The 17,299-nt window shown below is 67.5% G+C and carries 16 protein-coding genes; 8 read left to right on the top strand and 8 right to left on the bottom strand.

Annotation, left to right across the window (positions count from 1 at the left end; translation table 11 throughout):
- The first annotated feature begins 11 nt into the window (after positions 1-11).
- From BUE42_RS09075 to BUE42_RS09060, 4 genes are all read left to right on the top strand, one after another.
- Positions 12-1,001 carry a tRNA dihydrouridine synthase gene (locus BUE42_RS09075; protein WP_083614003.1) on the top strand — a complete coding sequence of 330 codons (990 nt, stop codon included), beginning with the start codon at positions 12-14 and terminating at the stop codon, positions 999-1,001.
- Positions 1,002-1,031: 30 nt separating this feature from the next.
- Positions 1,032-2,333 (top strand): DUF4397 domain-containing protein, encoded by a 1,302-nt coding sequence (locus BUE42_RS09070; RefSeq protein ID WP_083614002.1) that lies wholly within the window; start codon positions 1,032-1,034, stop codon positions 2,331-2,333.
- A gap of 101 nt (positions 2,334-2,434) precedes the next feature.
- Entirely contained in the window at positions 2,435-2,893 is a 459-nt protein-coding gene (locus tag BUE42_RS09065; protein WP_073464431.1) for a response regulator, read from the top strand.
- Positions 2,890-4,488 carry a hybrid sensor histidine kinase/response regulator gene (locus BUE42_RS09060; RefSeq protein ID WP_073464428.1) on the top strand — a complete coding sequence of 533 codons (1,599 nt, stop codon included), beginning with the start codon at positions 2,890-2,892 and terminating at the stop codon, positions 4,486-4,488. The genes BUE42_RS09065 and BUE42_RS09060 overlap by 4 nt, the downstream gene beginning before the upstream one ends.
- Positions 4,489-4,501: 13 nt before the next feature.
- Here the strand turns inward: BUE42_RS09060 and BUE42_RS09055 are convergent, their stop codons facing one another.
- The 6 genes from BUE42_RS09055 to BUE42_RS09030 form a co-directional block, all read right to left on the bottom strand.
- Entirely contained in the window at positions 4,502-5,173 is a 672-nt protein-coding gene (locus tag BUE42_RS09055; protein ID WP_073464426.1) for a response regulator transcription factor, read from the bottom strand.
- A gap of 82 nt (positions 5,174-5,255) precedes the next feature.
- The gene (locus tag BUE42_RS32045; protein ID WP_143171393.1) at positions 5,256-5,723 is read right to left on the bottom strand and encodes a hypothetical protein; all 468 of its coding nucleotides are present in this window, start codon (positions 5,721-5,723) and stop codon (positions 5,256-5,258) included.
- 289 nt (positions 5,724-6,012) lie between these two features.
- Positions 6,013-8,202, bottom strand: coding sequence for an ATP-binding protein (locus tag BUE42_RS09045; RefSeq protein WP_083613999.1), 2,190 nt, complete (start codon positions 8,200-8,202; stop codon positions 6,013-6,015).
- Positions 8,202-8,804, bottom strand: a complete 603-nt coding sequence (locus tag BUE42_RS09040; protein ID WP_073464421.1) for a YfiR family protein — start codon at positions 8,802-8,804, stop codon at positions 8,202-8,204. The genes BUE42_RS09045 and BUE42_RS09040 overlap by 1 nt, the downstream gene beginning before the upstream one ends.
- Before the next feature lie 51 nt (positions 8,805-8,855).
- Positions 8,856-10,070 (bottom strand): sensor histidine kinase, encoded by a 1,215-nt coding sequence (locus BUE42_RS09035; protein WP_073464419.1) that lies wholly within the window; start codon positions 10,068-10,070, stop codon positions 8,856-8,858.
- A gap of 5 nt (positions 10,071-10,075) precedes the next feature.
- Positions 10,076-12,154 carry a methyl-accepting chemotaxis protein gene (locus BUE42_RS09030; protein ID WP_073464417.1) on the bottom strand — a complete coding sequence of 693 codons (2,079 nt, stop codon included), beginning with the start codon at positions 12,152-12,154 and terminating at the stop codon, positions 10,076-10,078.
- Between the two features lie 250 nt (positions 12,155-12,404).
- Between BUE42_RS09030 and BUE42_RS09025 the strand changes: the two genes are divergently transcribed.
- From BUE42_RS09025 to BUE42_RS09010, 4 genes are all read left to right on the top strand, one after another.
- Positions 12,405-13,445 carry a cytochrome-c peroxidase gene (locus BUE42_RS09025; RefSeq protein ID WP_073464415.1) on the top strand — a complete coding sequence of 347 codons (1,041 nt, stop codon included), beginning with the start codon at positions 12,405-12,407 and terminating at the stop codon, positions 13,443-13,445.
- Between the two features lie 17 nt (positions 13,446-13,462).
- Entirely contained in the window at positions 13,463-13,783 is a 321-nt protein-coding gene (locus BUE42_RS09020) for a cupredoxin domain-containing protein (RefSeq protein ID WP_073464577.1), read from the top strand.
- Positions 13,780-14,181 (top strand): c-type cytochrome, encoded by a 402-nt coding sequence (locus BUE42_RS09015; protein WP_200798926.1) that lies wholly within the window; start codon positions 13,780-13,782, stop codon positions 14,179-14,181. Before BUE42_RS09020 ends, BUE42_RS09015 begins: the two co-directional genes overlap by 4 nt.
- A 130-nt stretch (positions 14,182-14,311) precedes the next feature.
- Positions 14,312-14,869, top strand: a complete 558-nt coding sequence (locus BUE42_RS09010) for a hypothetical protein (protein ID WP_073464413.1) — start codon at positions 14,312-14,314, stop codon at positions 14,867-14,869.
- 192 nt (positions 14,870-15,061) lie between these two features.
- On the opposite strand, the gene BUE42_RS09005 is transcribed toward BUE42_RS09010, so the two are convergent.
- Together BUE42_RS09005 and egtD are read right to left on the bottom strand one after the other, a co-directional pair.
- Entirely contained in the window at positions 15,062-15,382 is a 321-nt protein-coding gene (locus BUE42_RS09005; RefSeq protein ID WP_073464411.1) for an antibiotic biosynthesis monooxygenase family protein, read from the bottom strand.
- Positions 15,383-16,057: 675 nt separating this feature from the next.
- The gene (egtD, locus tag BUE42_RS09000) at positions 16,058-17,131 is read right to left on the bottom strand and encodes an L-histidine N(alpha)-methyltransferase (RefSeq protein ID WP_235002209.1); all 1,074 of its coding nucleotides are present in this window, start codon (positions 17,129-17,131) and stop codon (positions 16,058-16,060) included.
- Positions 17,132-17,299: the final 168 nt, after the last annotated feature.

Raw genomic sequence — 17,299 nt, 5'->3', positions numbered from 1 at the left:
ATCCCGATCCGATGACCATCCTGCTTGCCCCGATGGAAGGGTTGCTCGACTTCACGCTGCGTGACGTGCTCACGCGCGTCGGCGGCATCGACCGTTGCGTCTCCGAGTTCATCCGCGTCACCGGCACCTTGTTGCCGGAGCGTGTCTTCCTGCGCATCGTTCCGGAGCTGCGCCACGGCGGGTGCACGCCGAGCGGCGTGCCGGTCAGCGCGCAACTGCTCGGCTCCGATCCGGTTTGCCTGGCCGAGAACGCCGCGCGTCTGGCTTCACTGGGCCCGGCCGGCATCGATCTCAACTTCGGGTGCCCCGCGAAGATCGTGAACCGGCATGGGGGTGGGGCCGCGCTGCTGCAGGACCCGGAGCTGCTGGGGCGCATCGTCGCGGCGGTTCGGCGCGCGGTGCCGATGGCGATGCCGGTGACGGCCAAGATGCGCCTCGGCTTCGACGACGACCTGCGGGCCGTGGAGTGCGCGCAGGCCATCGCAGGCGCCGGCGCGGCCGAACTGGTCGTGCATGCCCGCACCAAGGCGCACGGCTACCGGCCGCCGGCCTACTGGGAGCGGGTGCATGCCGTGCGTGAAGCCGTGGCCATTCCGGTGATCGCGAACGGCGAGGTCTGGTCGGTGGGTGATGCGCAGCGCTGCCGCGAGGTGTCGGGCTGCGATGCGCTGATGATCGGCCGCGGCATGGTGGCGGACCCGGGCCTGGCACGCGCGATCGCCCGGCCGGGCACGTCGCTCGGCTGGGTGCAGCTGCTGCCGCTGATGATGCATTTCTGGCAGCTGGTGTGCGGACATGTCGAGCCGCGCCACCGTGCCGGTCGGCTCAAACAGTGGTTGAACTACCTGCGCCGTCGCCATCCCGAGGCTGAAGAGGCCTACCAGACGGTGCGCACCGTCAACGACCCGCAGCTGCTCGAGTTGCATCTGCAACAGTGGTGCACTGCGAGTCACACACAAGCATACGAGCGACATCCGGCGCTTGCAGACCTGCACGCATAATCGTCCGACCCATTTCGAGGATCCTGACCCGTGAAAAGCCCGACCCGTGCCCTGTTGATCGCCGCCCTCGTGCTTCCGCTGCTGCATGCCTGTGGCGGCAACAGCGATGAGGACGAGGGGTCCGTGCGCCTGATCAATGCCACCACCGATTTTGCGCTGCTCGACGCCTCCCGCGACGACGACGGCATGGTCTACGGCGTGGCTGCCGGGACCAGCAGCGGTTACGCCCACCTCGACAAAGACAGCTACACCTTCAAGATCGCGCAGAGCGGTTCCGGCACCGTAGCGGCCAGTATCGGAGGCTCGGTGTCGGCGGGCTCCCACTACGCGCTGCTGGCCTATGCAAGCGGCGCGTCACTGCAGGTCAGCTACCTGACGGAAGATGAAGGCGAGCCGAATTCGGGCCAGGCCAAGCTGCGCTTCATGAACACCGCCGGCCTCGAGGCCGGCAATCTCGATGTGTATGTCGGCCATGTCGCATGCAATGCGCTGGGCGCCACCGCCATTGCCGCTGCCAGTGGGCTGTCGACCTCGACCTCGGCGACGGCACCGACCGGCTACACCGCGTTCGGTGCCGGGTCGTACCACGTGTGCGTGACCGCTGCCGGCGGCAAGAACGACGTGAGGCTCGACATCCCGGCGCTGACGCTCGGCGACAAGCAGGTCGCCACGCTCGTGCTGACCCGCAGCAGCGGCGGGATGCTGGTGAACGGACTGGTCGTCAGCCAACAGGGGGCCGTGACCCCGAGCGCCAACCTGTCGACCCGTGTGCGCGTGGTCGCCAACACCCTGGTGTCGACCGACATGGTCAACGTCGCGGTCAACGGCACGACCGTTGCCAGCAATTCTTCGCCGGGCACGGTCGGTGGCTACCGTCTGGTGACGGCCGGCGCCCTGGCCGTCACGGTCAACGGTGCGGCCGTGAACGTCGGTGCCGCGACCGCACCGTCGGGTGGCGACCTGACCCTGCTCGTGACCGGCGACGTGAGCGCGCCCCAGGTCTCGGTGATCACCGACGACAACACGCCGTCGACCAGTGCGTCGGAGCCCGTCAAGCTGCGGCTGGTCAACGGCGTCAACGGGTTGACCGGCAGCGCGAACGCGACGCTCGACAGCGAGGTGATCGGCGACGACGTCGCATTCGGCGCGGCTTCGTTGCCGGCCACGGTGGCCGCCAGCGCCGGGCTGGCCGACCTCGCCGCCAGCAACGGCGCGAGCCTGCTGTGGCAGCTGAAGGACCAGACCCTGACGACCGGGAAGGTGTACTCCATCTTCCTGCTGGGCAACACCACGACGGTGGGCACCGCCAGCACGCTGCGCGCCGATCGCTGAGGCGGCGCGTTCGAGGGTTTCCCCCTCGGAGCCCATCGGCTTCAGGGGGATGTTTTCGAGAGTCGTGACGGGTATAGTCGTTCGCATCCGGAGGTGCGGCGATGTTGTTGCAGCGCGCGTTCAGGGCCATCGATGTTCTGATGGTCGAAGACAATCCGGGCGATGTCCGCCTGACGCGCGAAGCACTGCGCCGCACCGGACATGACCTGCGCCTGCACCATGCCGAGGACGGCCTCTGCGCGATGCAGTTCCTGCGCCGCGACGCCCCTTACGAAGCGGCACCCCGGCCCGACCTCATCCTGCTCGACCTGAACCTGCCCCTGATGGGTGGCCGCGATGTCCTCACAGCCATCAAGTCCGACGCATCGCTGCGGTCGATCCCGGTGATCGTGCTGAGCACGTCGCAGTCGGACGACGATGTCTCCCACGCCTATGACCTGCAGGCGAACTGCTTCATCAGCAAGCCGGCCGACCTGCACGAGTTCAACCAGGTCATTCGCAACATCGAGCGCTTCTGGCTGCAGACGGTGAGCCTGGTCGGGCGGGGGAGCGCGGCGTGAACGGCCTGCGCCGCGTGTTGCTGATCGAGGACAGCGCCGGCGATGCGCGCTTGATCAGGCACATGCTCTCGCAGTCGCGCACCGACGAGTTCACGCTGACGTGGTGCGAAAGCCTGGATGCCGGCGTGCAGTCGCTGGCGGAGCAGCACTTCGACGTGCTGCTGCTCGATCTCGGCCTTCCCGGGACCTGGGGTCTCGACACGATGCGCCAGTTGCTGGCGCAGCCGGTGAAGGTGCCGGCGCTGGTGGTGATGAGCGGACTCACCGACGAGGCGGTCGCGCTGGAGGCGATCCAGTCCGGCGCCCAGGACTACCTCGTCAAGGGCGAGGTCACCGCCGACCTGCTGTCGCGGGCGATCCGCTATGCGATCGGGCGGCGCCAGGCCGAGGAACTGGTCCAGGCCCACACCGCCGAACTGGTGGTCGCCCGCGATCGCGCGGAAGTGGCCAACCGGGCCAAGAGCGCGTTCCTCGCGGCGATGAGCCACGACCTGCGGACCCCGCTGAATGGCGTGCTGGGCTTTGCGCAGCTGCTGCAGCGCGACAAGAACCTGACCCAGCGGCAGCAGGCGGGCGTGAACGCCATCCGCCAGAGCGGCGAACACCTGCTGACCCTGATCAACGACATCCTCGACCTGGCGAAGATCGAGGCCGGCAAGTTCGAGCTGTGCCCGGCGGTGTTCGATCTCCCTCGCTACCTCGACGGCTTGGTCGAGCTGATGGGGGTCCGGGCGAGGCAGAAGCCTGCCTTGCAACTGGGGGCCGACCTGTCGGCCGGCCTTCCGGCGACGTTGCGCGCAGACGAGAAGCGCCTGCGGCAGGTGCTGCTGAACCTGCTCGACAACGCCGTCAAGTTCACCGAGCGCGGTGCGGTGACACTGCGGGTGGGGCCGAGCGGGCCGCACGCGCTGCGCTTCGAAGTGCAGGACACCGGCTCCGGCATGGATACAGCGCAGCTGTCACGGCTGTTCCAGCCGTTCGAGCAGGTGGGAGGGCTCGAAGATCGCAATCGCGGCACCGGCCTGGGTCTCGCCATCAGCCGGCAGTTCGTGCGCCTGATGGGCAGCGAGATCCACGTGCAGAGCGCCAAGGGCGAAGGCACGCGATTCTGGTTCGACCTGGTGCTGGACGCTGCAGCGGATGAAGGAACGCCTGCGCCCGAATCGGACCGCGGCAGCGTGACGGGCTATGCCGGGCCGCGCCGCAAGATCATGGTGGTGGACGACGTGGCGACCAACCGCGCCTTGCTGCTCGACATGCTGGACAGCCTCGGCTTCGAACTGTGCGAGGCCGGCGGCGGCGCAGAGGCCTTGTTGCAGCTGGACAGCAGCATGCCGGACCTGATCCTGCTCGACATCCTGATGCCCCATGTCGGCGGCCTTGAAACCCTGGAGCGCCTGCGCGGGAGGCGAACTCAGGTGCCGGTGATCGCGATTTCGGCGAGCGCGTCGATCGATGACAAGGAGCGAAGCCTGTCGGCCGGCGCCAATGCGTTCCTGACGAAGCCGATCAACTTGCAAGCCCTGATGGACCAGATGGGCGCGCTGCTGAACCTGGCGTGGATTCAGGAGGCCAACGCGGCACCATCGGCGTAGAACCCGGGCACGTCTAGCGCAGGATGTTCTGCGTGCGAGCGACCGCCTCGGTCCGGTTGCGAACGTTCATCACCTTGAAGATGCGCGACAGGTAGTTGCGCACCGTGTTCGGTGAAATGTTCAGCTCGGTCGAGATGCGCTTGTTGGGCATGCCCTGGCAGACGCATTTCAGAACGGCCGCTTCGCGGGGCGCGAGGTCGTAGGCGGCGGCAAGATTCTCTTCGGCGTAGGTCTGCTCGCTGGCCTCGATCTCCGAGGTGCCGGCGACGTGCGTCATCTCGTCGTCGGAAGGCATGTACTTGTTGCCGCCCAGCAGGGAGGTCACCGCCTGCAGGATGTCGACGGCCGACCGCGACTTGGGAATGAAGCCCGAGACGCCCACGGCCACGGCGCTCGACACGAAGCGGCGGGTGGTGTGCGTCGAGAACACCGCGATCGGCGGGCACGCCGGCAACCTTCGCAGGAACACCACGCCGTTCAGGCTGGGGCCGATGGGTGACGAGATGCCGAGCAGCACCAGGTCGACGGTTTCGTTCGAAAGGATGTTGCGTGCCGTCTGGAAATCGCCTGCGGCCAACGTGATCACCGGCCGCTCGAGCTTGTTCAGCAACAGGCTCACGGCGTCTCTGACGATCTCGTGGTCATCGACGATCAGAATCCTTGCTATTCCACTACTGCTGGTCATACCTGCCTCGATGTTGAAAAGATGAGAGTCCGGTCCCTGGATCTGGTGTGGTGCCACCTTGCGGCGGCGCCAACTTGTGGGCTCAGGCTGCTTGAGTCCTGATGCCGATGTTGAAACTGCCATGTGCAGGCAGCATGGGTGGTTCGTGCATCTTGTCTGCACAACCTGCGCCGCTTGTCTCTGAACGCTTGTGCGATGTGCCTGTGGCTTGCTCGCGCAGTACCGACAGCAAGGTGATGGCAGGTCCGGCACTCTTGTTACGCAGCGTCGATGAGTCGTGCGACTTGCTGGCTTGCCGCGCGCGAAGAATATCTTCGCGGCGTCGGGCCAACGCGAGTTCGCTTTGCAGCAGATCGATCTGGCTGTTCGCGTGCTGGAGGAATTCGCTGGTGGCGGCGCGCTGGGCGTCGAACTGGCGCCTCAGCAAGGACAGCCGCCGATCGAAGCACCGGCGTGCCTGCCACCACACGGCGATCAGTGTGGGCAGGAGCAGCAATGTCGCGGGCAGCAGCGTCGGCATGCTGGTCAAGGGGTTCGGAGAAAAATCCATGGTCTTTCCCGTTCGGTGAGACGGTCGCTGGGGTTCAGTGACCTGTCAGGTTGCTGTCTTGGGTGCCGTCATGATCTCGATTGCAGCTGCGTTTGGATATGGACGAATGCCGCGTCTGCCGCAGGTCAAAGTCAACAAATGCCAACTGCCATCGGTCACTGAAAATGCACAAGGGTCAGGTTGAACTATCGATCGATTTGACCGCGAGCTCGATGAGCCCTTTGTCAACAATTGACAAGTGACCGGTGTCGTTTTGGCTGGGGCGGCGCGACCGCCCGCGGCGGGCGTCTCAGGTGTCGTCGCGCATCGCGCCACGCACCAGCTGCAACGCCGCCTTGGACTGGAACTGCTCTGCCAGCCGCTGCAGGCGCAGCGCGAAGGAGCGGCACGACGGCGAGCTGGCCGCCAGCTCGGCGGCCTGCGTGGCGAGATCCTGCATGTTGCCGAACTGGGCCAGCTGCAGCAGCAGCTCGAGCTGCGCGCGATCGGGCACCTGGTCGGTTGCCGCATCGCCGGTCGCTTCTTCCGGCAAGGCACGCTGCGCGGAGTCCGTTTCCAGCCACTCCAGCTGCAGCAGGCGGCCGATCGAGTTGATCAGCGCCGTCAGGGTGAACGGCTTGGGCAGGAAGGCATCGGCGCCGACATCCAGCGTGTGCTGATGGTCCGAGGCCGAGGCACTCGCCGAGATCGCGATGATGCGCACGTCGCGCAGCATCGGCATTTCGCGGATGCGCCGGGTGGTCTCGAAACCGTCCATCACCGGCATCACGCTGTCCATCAGGATGAGGTCGGGCCGGTGTTCCAGCGCGACCTGCAGGCCGGCGGAGCCGTCCGGCGCTTCGAGCATCTCGAACCCCTTGGCGCTCAGGAACGTGATCAGCGGCCGGCGGTTGGCTTCGGTGTCGTCGATGACCAGCAGCTTGCGCGGCGGGCCGCGGTAGCCGGCGATGGTCTGCGCCAGGCGGTCGGTGGCGGCCGTCGTCGTGAGGGCGGTCTGTTCGAGCGGCAGGTCGAGTTCGAAGCAGAAATGGCTGCCGTGCCCGACCCGGCTGCTGACGATGATGTCGCTGCCCATCAGGGCCACCAGCTGGCGGCTGATCGCGAGACCCAGCCCGGTGCCGCCGAAGCGGCGCTGCACGTCGGCGGCCTGCTCGAAGGGCCGGAAGATGGCGCCGAGCTTGTCCGGGTCGATGCCGATGCCGGTGTCGTGGACCTCGAAGCGCAGCCGAACCTCGCGCATGCTGCGATGCGCCTCGTGGATCACCAGCCCGACTTCGCCGGCCTCGGTGAACTTGACCGCGTTGCTGAGCAGGTTCAGCAGGATCTGGCGCAGCCGCGTGCTGTCGACGGAGACGGCGAGGCTGTCGCTGCTGTGGTCCTCGAAGCGGAACGTCAACTCCTTTTCCTGGACCCGGATCCGGATGATGTCGGTGATGGCGCCGAGGAAGGTCTTCAGCATCACCGGCTCGGGAAAGAGTTCGAGGCGGCCGGCTTCGATGCGCGAGAGGTCGAGCAGGTCGTTGATCAGCAGCAGCAGGTGCTCCGCGCTCTGCTGGATGGTGCGCACGCCCTGCAGCTGCTCCTTGTCGAGCCGCGGATCGATCTGGAACAGCTGCGCGTAGCTCATGATCGCGTTCAGCGGCGTGCGCAGTTCGTGGCTCATGTTGGCCAGGAAACTGCTCTTGGCCCGGTTGGCCACCTCGGCCGATTCCTTGGCGGAGCGCAGCTCGGCGGTGCGCTCGCGCACCGTGAGCTCGAGGTTGGTCTGGTTGAGCTGCAATTGCCCCAGCATCGCGTTGAATTGATCGACGAGTTCGCCCAGCTCGTCGCGGCTGCGCCGCAGCACGCGGCGCGGCGGCAGGCCCTGGTGGATGTCGCGCGCCACGCGCGCCAGGTCCTCGATCTGCGACAGGCTCGCATGCAGCAGCACGGTCGCGAAAATCAGCCCGATCGCGAGCGAGGCGCCGAGCGCGCTGAGCAGCGGAAGCGACTGCCGCTGCCATTGCGACACGGCCGTCGGTGCGACGCCGAACAGGCGCAGCTCGCCGGTGCGCACGCCATCCAGCATGACGTCCAGCGAGACGGTCATCGCCATGCCGTCGGCATCGGGCAGCGGCTGCGATGCCGCATATGAGGCGAACAGGCGCCCGCGTGCGTCGTACAGATCGGCGCGGTGGGCGGCGGTCTGGCCGCGCAGCGCCGACAGCGTCTCGCTGGCCGCCGCCGCGTTGCCGAACGCCAGCGCCGCGGCCGTGCCTTCGGCCATCACTGCGGCGAGCGCCTGCATCTGCACGCGCGCGGCCAGCTGCTGTTCGGCGATCTGCCGCCCGACCTGCCAGCTGCCGAGCGCCAGCAGCCCGCAGGAGAGGCTCACCGCGAGCACCAGCACCGTCTTGCGGCGCAGCGGCACGTGCTGGCGGCCGAACCAGCGCGTGGCCTGGACGAGCCAGTGTCTCGAGGTGATACGCAGTCGTTGCATCACGGCGTCTTGTCTTGGCTGACGGAGCGGGCGAGCCGCAGCAGTTGCGGCGACAGCACCAGCCGGGCGCGCTCGGCCTGCGCCAGGTTGATGTCGAACTGCATGCGCTGGTCGCCGGTGAACAGCCGGATCGTTCCGCCGCTGTTCAGGAACAGCGGGTCGTCGCCGACGGTCAGCACCGGCAGCGACGCGACGGACTGCAGCAGCCCGCTGCGGTTCTCCGTCGTGCCCGACAGGTACAGCAGGTCGCAGCGCGAGACGTCGGCCGCACCGGGGACGATGCGGCGCAGCCGCACGGGCCGGCCGCGCACCAGCGTGTTGTCGGCCGTGGCGAACGCCTCGTACAGCGAATCGCCGGCCGACACGCAGAGCCGGAACGAATCGGTGGGAGCGCCTTCAGGCCAGCCGGTGTAGCGCGCGAAGTTCAGTGTGAAGGCCACCCGGATCACGTCGATGCGGGCGGCGTCGACCTGGGCCGTCGCGCCGCCCAGCGGCAGGCAGCACAGCACGGCAATCAAGCCGCGCCGCAGGGCCTGCGCCGTGGCGTCGAAGAGGGTGGCGTGGTTCAGCGGGCGTCCCGGCAAGGCGGCATCGAGGGCCATCGGAGGGGGCCATCTTGCCATGGGGAAGCCCGCCTCGCCGGGTCCGACGCCTCACGGCTGGACCAGACCGCCGGCGTGCGGCGAGATCGTGAAATGGAAGGTCGTTCCTTCGCCTGGCAGCGAGCTCACCCAGATGCGCCCGCCGTGGCGCTCGACGATCTTCTTGCACAGCGTGAGCCCGATGCCGGTGCCGTCGTAGCGCGAGCGGCTGTGCAGCCGCTGGAACAGCACGAAGACCCGCTCGAAGTGGGCCGGCGCGATGCCGATGCCGTCGTCGCTGACGGTGAAATGCCAGTCGTCGCCGTCCTGCCGCACGCCCACGTGCACCTTCGGACCCGGACCGCTGCGGAACTTGATCGCATTGCCGATCAGGTTCTGGAACAGCTGCACCAGCTGCGTCTGGTCGGCCGCCACCAGCGGCAGTTCGTCGTGCGTCACGACCGCCTGGCTCTCCTGGACGGCGACGTGCAGGTTGCGCAGCGCCAGCTCGAGCACCTCGGTGCACGGCGTCTGCTGCAGCGGCCGCTCCTTGCTGACGAGGCGCGAATAGTGCAGCAGGTCGTTGATGAGCTTCTGCAGCCGTTTCGCGCCGTCCACCGCATAGCCGATGAACTCGCGGCCGTCGTCGTCGAGCCGGTCCTGGTAGCGCTCCTCGACCAGTTGCAGGTAGCTCGCGATCATCCGCAACGGCTCCTGCAGGTCGTGCGAGGCCACGTACGCCAGCTGCTCCAGCTCGGTGTTCGAGCGCCGCAACGCGGCCTGCGTGCGCTCGTGCGCCGCGATCTCCTCGCGCAGGCTGGCGTTGCGCGCCTCGACGCGGCGCTGCAGCTGGTGCAAGGTCAGGTGCAGCCGCATGCGGGCGATGACTTCCGCGACATCGAGCGGCTTGGTCACGTAGTCGACCGCGCCGACCGAGAAGCCGGTGAGCTTGTCGGGCGTCTCGGCCAGCGCCGTCATGAAGATCACCGGGATGTGGCTCGACGCCGGGGCGGCCTTCAGCCGGCGGCAGGTCTCGAAGCCGTCCAGCCCCGGCATCATCACGTCGAGCAGGATCAGGTCGGGGTGGACCAGCGCGGCGCGCTCGATCGCGTCCTCGCCGTCCTGGGCGACGGCGACACGGTAGCCGTGGTGCGTCAGGAAGCGCGCGGCGGCCTCCAGGTTCGCCGGCAGGTCGTCGACCACCAGGATGGTCTGCGCCGCGCCGGGCGGTGCGTCGTCCGCATCGTGCGGCGGTGCCTGGGGCAGCGGCGTCTCTTGCAATGTCATGGCGCTCACGGTGTGGCTCCTGCGGTGGCATCGGTGACGCGGGCATCGTCGATGCGGAAGGTTTCGACATGCGAGCGCAGTGCGTCCGACGAGGCGCGCAGCGAGCGCACCGCCTCGGCCGTCCGGTCGATCCGGTCGGTGCTCTGCTGCGCACCTTGTTCCAGCGACACCAGCGCGGCGTCGACGTTGCCGATGCAGCGGTTCTGCTCGTCGGCGGCGTTCGAGATCGATCCGAGCAGACCGGTCAGCTGCTGCGCATTGGCGACCAGCTCGTTCATCTTCAGGCTCGCATCGCTGCTGATGCGCGTGCTGCTCTCGACCCGCTGCACGTTGGTGTCGATCAGGCCGCGGATCTCGCGCGCGGCCGACGCCGAGCGATCGGCCAGCGTGCGCACCTCGGCCGCCACCACCGCGAAGCCCTTGCCGGCGTGGCCCGCGCGGGCCGCCTCGACGGCCGCGTTCAGCGCCAGCAGGTTGGTCTGGAAGGCGATCGTGTCGACGACGCGGGTCACGTCGGCGATCGTGGTCGACAGCTCGCGCAGCTCGGTCATCGTCTGCACCTGGCTGCGCACCGCGTGCTGGCCGGCGTGCGCGGCCTGCACGTTCGCGTCGCACAGCCGGGCCGCCGTGTCGACCACCGTGCGGGTGTGCCCCGCGGCGTGCGAGATGCGCTGCATCGCGGTGGTGCACTGCTGCATGTGGCCGCGCGATGCCTCGTTGCCGGCCACCAGCTGGCGGGCGTGGCCGTCCAGGCTGGCGCTCGCGTCGAGCACCTGGCCGCTCACCTGGCGCACGTCGCCGACGATGCCGGAGAACGACCGCTGCAGCGCCTTCGCCGCGACGATCAACCGGGCCGCCTCGTCACGCCCCCAGGCCGTCGGCGAGCCGGTCAGGTCGCCGTGCTGCATGCGCGCCATGTGACGGGCCACCACCTCGAGTCCGCCTTGCGTGGCCTGGCGGAACGACCAGAACAGGTAGGCGGCGAGCAGCAGGCTGCCCGCCAGCATCGAGACCACGGTGTTGCGGCGCACGCCCGTGTCGTGCAGCCGCTGCTGGAGCAGCCGCTCGGTGGCGGACAGCGCCTGCCCGTTCAGCGTCCAGTAGCCCTCGAACGCGCGCGTGCCGGCGGCCTTGAAGCGGGCCGCGTCGCCCTTCACGGTGCTGCCCAGCAGGTAGCGGCGCGAGAGCCCGCGCAGCTCGGCAGCGGCCGGCATGCCCTTGTCGAGCCCGAGCTCGGCGCGCAGCGGCTCGCTCAGCTTGAAGGCCTTGTCGAGGTGATCGGACACCTGGGCCTCCAGGTATTCCATCACCGGCAGCGCATCGGACAGCAACCGTTGCTGCGGCGCGGAAATCTCGCCGACCGCCAGGATCTGCTCGCCCAGCGACAAGGCCTGCCCGATCCGGTCGGCCAGCTCGGGAACGGCGGCCACGGCACCGGCCACGATCCGGCCGGTCGTCAGGTCGGGGTCCTGGGACAGGCTGGACTGCTCCATCACCACCCGCACCAGCGCCTGCTGGTCGGCGACCAGCTGCGTGTAGCGTTCGTACAGGTCGGTCGCGTCCGCCCCGCGCGGCGGTGCGGCCGGCAAGTCGGCCGCCACGGCCTGGAACGGCGCGGCCGTGTCGAAGACCTCGCCCATCGACCGGTGCGTGGCCTGCAGCCGTCCGTGGAGCTGCCGATAGTCCGCCTGGTCCTTCGGCCAGCTGCTCGCGGCAGCGAGCCCGGCCGCCTGCATCGCGCGCTGGCGCTGGGCCTGCGTGAAGCGCACCAGCGGCAGCGCATCCTGCAGGTAGCGCAGGCCTTGCAGCTCGCGCTCGGTGGCGACCGACGCGGCCGCCATGTCACGCAGGTAGACGGTGCCCAGCATCGTGATCGGCACCATGAACACCGCCGAGATCATCAAGGCCTTGGCGTTGAAGGACAGGTGGCGGAACAGGCGGACCCCGGGTGCCCAGATGCCGTGGTAGCGGAAGAACTCCCATGGCCCGCCGGGCGGCCCGGCGTTCCTCGACACAGCGCGCTGCTCGGCAGGGCGGACGGACGCTGGCAGGCCGTCGGCGGTGGCGGGTGTCGCGGATGACATGGGTACTGCTTTCTGTTCCAGAGGGTCACGTGTCGGAACGTTTGTGTTGCCGACTGTTGACAAATATCGCCGCCCTCAGCGTTTTGGTGAACGCTTCATTTGTCAACGAATGACAACTGATGGAACCGCTGCCGCCCTGACCGGCCAGTTGGCAGTTGTTGACAAAGCAGGGGTCCGTTTGGCGCGCACGGCGACGAAAACCGGTTCACATTTCCGTCGCTTGTTCTTGCTCAAAAGAAAGGAATTCACCATGAACTGGATGCGTCCGTGGGCCCTGGCCCTGTGTCTGTCGAGCCTGGGTTGGAGCGCTGCCGAGGCGGTCGACGACCCGCAGGTGGCGACGCCGCAGGACCGGCAGTGGTTGCTGCCCGACGCGCCGCCGCACCCCGGCGACAACGCGCCGACCGCCGCCCGCATCGAGCTGGGCAAGATGCTGTTCTTCGATGCCCGCCTCTCGTCAGAGCGCAACCTGTCGTGCGCCGGTTGCCACAGCCCGCTGTACGGCTGGTCGGACGGCCTGGGCACCGCCAAGGGATTCCGCAGCAAGGTGCTGGGCCGGGCGTCGCCGACCATCGTCAACAGCGGCTACAACACCATCCAGATGTGGGACGGCCGCCGCGCGACGCTCGAGCACCAGGCGATGGGGCCGATGGAGTCGATGGACGAGATGGCGATGAACCTCGACGCGCTGTTCGCCTGGCTGGCCGTCAACCCGAGCTACCAGGCCGCCTTCGCCGCGGCCTACCCGGGCGAGGCGATCGACAAGACGACGACCTCGAAGGCGATCGCGGCCTTCGAGCGCACGGTGGTCAGCAACGACTCCCCGTTCGACCGCTGGCTGCGGGGCGATCGCCAGGCCATGACGGCCCGCCAGGTGAACGGCTTCCGGCTGTTCGCCGATCCGGCCAAGGGCAATTGCGCCGCTTGCCACCAGGCGCCGAACTTCACCGACAACGGTTTCCACAACATCGGCCTCGTGTCGTGGGGCCAGGAAAACCCGGACGTCGGCCGCTTCGCGATCAAGCCGGTGGCGTCGCTGAAAGGCGCGTTCAAGACGCCGACGCTGCGCGACGTGGCGCTGACCGCACCGTACTTCCATGACGGGTCGGCCAGGACGCTGCTCGACGTGGTGGCGCACTACAACCGTGGCGGCGAGGTTCGCACCAACCTGTCGGCGAGCGTCAAGCCGCTGTCGCTGTCGAACGACGAGATGCGCGACATCGTTGCCTTCATGGAGGCGCTGACCACGCCGGCCAAGCCGTTCACGCTGCCGACCTTGCCGGCCAACTGATGTCCAGGAGCAGTTTCATGCAGTTCCATCCTCTCCTCGTGGCCGGCGCCGTCGTGTTGGCCAGCCTGCCGGCCGCTGCCGCCGAGCATGTGCTGGCGCAGAAGGGCAAGGCCTTCTCCGTCAAGAAGCTGCAGGTGAAGGTCGGCGACACCGTGAAGTTCGTCAACGAGGACCCGTTCGCGCACAACGTGTTCTCGCTGTCCGATGCGAAGAGCTTCGACCTCGGCTCGTTCGGGCAGGGCGGCTCGAAGACGGTGACGCTCGACAAGCCCGGCACCGTCGAGGTCGAGTGCGCGGTCCACCCGGACATGCGCATGGTGATCGAGGTCGGCAAGTGAAGCCCCACGACAGCCGCGCGCTGTGGATCGGCGGGCTGATCGTCGCGTGCCTGCTGAGCTGGGCCGGGGGCGTGCGCGCCGAGCCCTTGCCGCGCGACAGCCGCGAGGCGGCGGTGTTCCGCGGCGGGCTGGTGTTCGCGAACTACTGCGTCACCTGCCACGGCATCAACGCCGACGGCAATGGCCGCGCCGCCCGGCTGTACGACCCACGGCCGGCCAACCTGCGCACCACCGACAAGAACGACGCCTACCTCGGCCTGATCGTCAAGATGGGTGGGCAGGCGCTGGGCCGCTCGCCGTTCATGCCGCCGTGGGGCGCCGAGCTGACCGAGGAGCAGATGCGCGACATCGTCGCCTACGTGCGCTCACTGAACCTGCGGGCCGACGCGACGCCGTAGTCCTGCAGTCAGGCTCTTCGCTTTGGTTTTTCGAAAACAGTTCCAACCCACTGGATCAGCAGGGGTGGTGCGAACGTTCCTGCCAGAGGAATACGGGGCGAGCCGCCATCCACGGGCAGAATTGGGCGGCATGAGACACAGGTCCTCACCCCCCCGACTGACAGCCTTCGGCCTGTACTCGCCGGTGCAAAACCGCGCTGAATACGAGCGCTTCGTCGAACGTCGGGTTGCTGAGCGGGACCCGGCGAATTACTCACAGGAGACCATTGATTTCCTCACCCGATGTCGGCGTGAAGTTCCGAGGGCGCACACTGAAGCCGACAGGCAGGAAATCTGGGAGGAGTTTGAGAGTTCGCTGGCGATGGCTGTTCTTGTCGAGGTCCTGGCGGAGAACGTCGATTCCAGGTTTGACGTGGGCGACTTTGTGCAATTCGATCCCGGGGTGCGCGAAGGCTGGTCGCAGTGTGCTTGGCAGGAGACGTACCTCACCGATGACGGCAGCGCCGTGCTCTCGGGCCAGCCGCCGCCGAAGGCGCCGTTGCTGCCTCGCTTCCGAGTCGCGTTCTACATTCACAACTGGCGCCGTCGCTTGGGGTTGCTGTCGAGCTATGGTTGCCTCGAGTTGCCACGTGTGAAACCTATGCCCAAGCGCCTATGGGAGTTGGTGCCGTACCAGAGCGTAGGTTGAAAGCCGGTGAGCACCGACATACCACCCGCAACCGGCTCAGGCACCAGTCGAACTTGACCACCCGTGGTCGGCCACTTGCAGTCGGACCCCAGGGCACTTTGAGAAAGGCGTTTGCCGACCATTGGTGAAGTTGTGTCGGCAAACGCCAGCGCATGTGGCTCAAGCAAATCCTCATGCAGCTCGATCGACTTGCTACGTCTTGACCAAGGTAAACACGACTTCGTACAGGCCGGGCGACGCAGTTCCGAGCGCCTTGTTGCGGGCGATAAAACCCTCGTCCTGCAGCTTTTCGAAGACTAGTTTCCAGGCGTCAAAGCTGTCGCACTGCGCATAGTTGACGACGCGTGTGCCGTCTCGCTCTCGACGGATGCTGGCCGATCGCCAGCCCGGTACGTCCCGCACGGCGTGCGCGGCTTCCTTGAGGAGATCGATCAGCGCTTGCTGGTGATCCGGTGTGGTGGTGAAGACGTTGATCTGTGTGACGACCTTGTCGTCAGCAACGATGGTAGGCATGACACTTCCCTTTTCAGAAGCGCTTCTTCGGTCGCGGGCAATCGATGGAACCGTGCACGAACAAGCGCAGTGGCGCAAAGCGCACCACGGGCTTGTCGCGGGTTCTCGCCGGAGCTGAACAGGTTCTTCCTTGCGGAAGGGATCGGGCTTACCAACTTACCGATCCGGCCCTTTCTCGACGCTGGAATTTTACAGTGGTGGCCCTGCACAGGGGTATGAGCGCTGCTTGTCATCGCCAACCACTCGACTCCCGATTTCCGAATGCCGGCGACCGATTCGAAGCGCCCCGGCATGCATCGGCAGCGTCCGCTTTTCGGCGACCAATCTGTTGAACAGACTTCGTTGGCACCGCATATCCTCGCCCGGGACATCGCAAATCGTCAGCCATGCAGAAGCCCTCCCCACGCCAACTTGGGTACATCATGGGGTCGTCGCTCAGCAACGGCCCGATGGTGCAACTCGCCACTCCGGGCCTGTCAGCCAGATCGAGCTTGAGTTCATGGATCGATTGCTCGATCTCGGCGACGATACGGAGAGCCGCGTCGCTGCCTGCGGTCGCCTCGGCTTGACAACGCCAAAGCACCTTTGTCCATGTTGCAACTGCCGGCCGGGAGCTCAAGGCAACTGGACGCACCGATTTCTGCCAGTTGAATGGACAGAACAGGTGCGGCGCGCTCAGCCCTGTGCCCAGAACACCGCGAACCACCCCTGCGGATCGGTCCAGTGCCGCATCTGGCGGAAGCCCGATTCGCGCAGCAGCGCTTCGAAGCTCGCCAGCGTGTACTTGTACGAACTCTCGGTGTGGATGCGTTCGCCGGCCGCGAAGTGCCGGGTGTGCCCGGCCCAGCGCACGTCCAGCTCGCGCACCGCCTGCAGGTGCATCTCGATGCGCGACAGCCCGGTGTCGAAACGCGCCACGTGCTGCCAGTCGGGCAGCTGGAAATCGGTGCCGATGCGCCGGTTCAGGTGCGGCAGCAGGTTGCGGTTGAACGCCGCGGTGACGCCGAGCGCATCGTCGTAGGCAGCTTCCAGCAGGTGCGCCGGCTTCACCAGGTCGATGCCGATCAGCATGCCGCCGCCGCGCGCCTGCTCGCGGGCGCCGGCCAGCAGCCGCGAGGCCTGCTGGGGCGTGAAATTGCCGATGCTCGATCCGGGGTAGAAGAACACCGGCCGGTCGCGCAGCAGCTCGTTCGGCAGCACCAGCGCATTCGCGAAGTCCATGCCGAGGCCGGTGACGTTCAGCGCCGGGTGCGCGCGCTGCACGCCGGCCAGCGCCTCGCGCAGGAAGTCGACCGAGATGTCGATCGCGACATAGCGCGACGGCTTGAACTCCGGGAACAGCCGCACCGCCTTCGCGCAGTTGCCGGCGCCCAGGTCGATCAGCGTCATCCCGCGGCCGATCGCGTCGGCCATCTCGCCGGCATGCAGGTCGAAGATCGCGGCCTCGGTGCGGGTCGGGTAGTACTCGGGCAGCTCGGTGATCGCCTCGAACAGGTGCGAGCCCAGGCTGTCGTAGAAATACTTGGGCGCGACCTCGGCCCGCGCCTTCAGCAGCCCGGCTGTCACCTCGGCCAGCGTGGCGGTCTCGGGCGGCAGCTTGTTCTGCATGAACTGCGGCTGCAACGGTGCCGTGCGGCCGGGCAGGCCGACCAGCGACGGGCGGCGGCCCGGGTCGGCGGGGGCGGTATCGCGGGGGGTGTCTCGGGCAGTATCTCGGGCGGTGGTGCGCAAAGCCAGCAACGGGTCCATGCAGGGTCTCCTCGGGGTGGGGGGCATCTTGCCGGATGCCGATAAACGTTGTCGACCCAAGGTCGTAGGACTTACAGCCGTCGAGGTGTAGGAATCTGGCGCCGAAGGGGCCGCGCGGCGCGGCCATAATCCCGGCCGGGCCCATTTCCAGTCAAGCCCCCGAACACC

Source organism: Rhizobacter sp. OV335 (assembly GCF_900142965.1).
Taxonomy (GTDB): Bacteria; Pseudomonadota; Gammaproteobacteria; order Burkholderiales; family Burkholderiaceae_C; genus Rhizobacter.
This window is presented reverse-complemented; position numbering and strand designations above follow the sequence as displayed.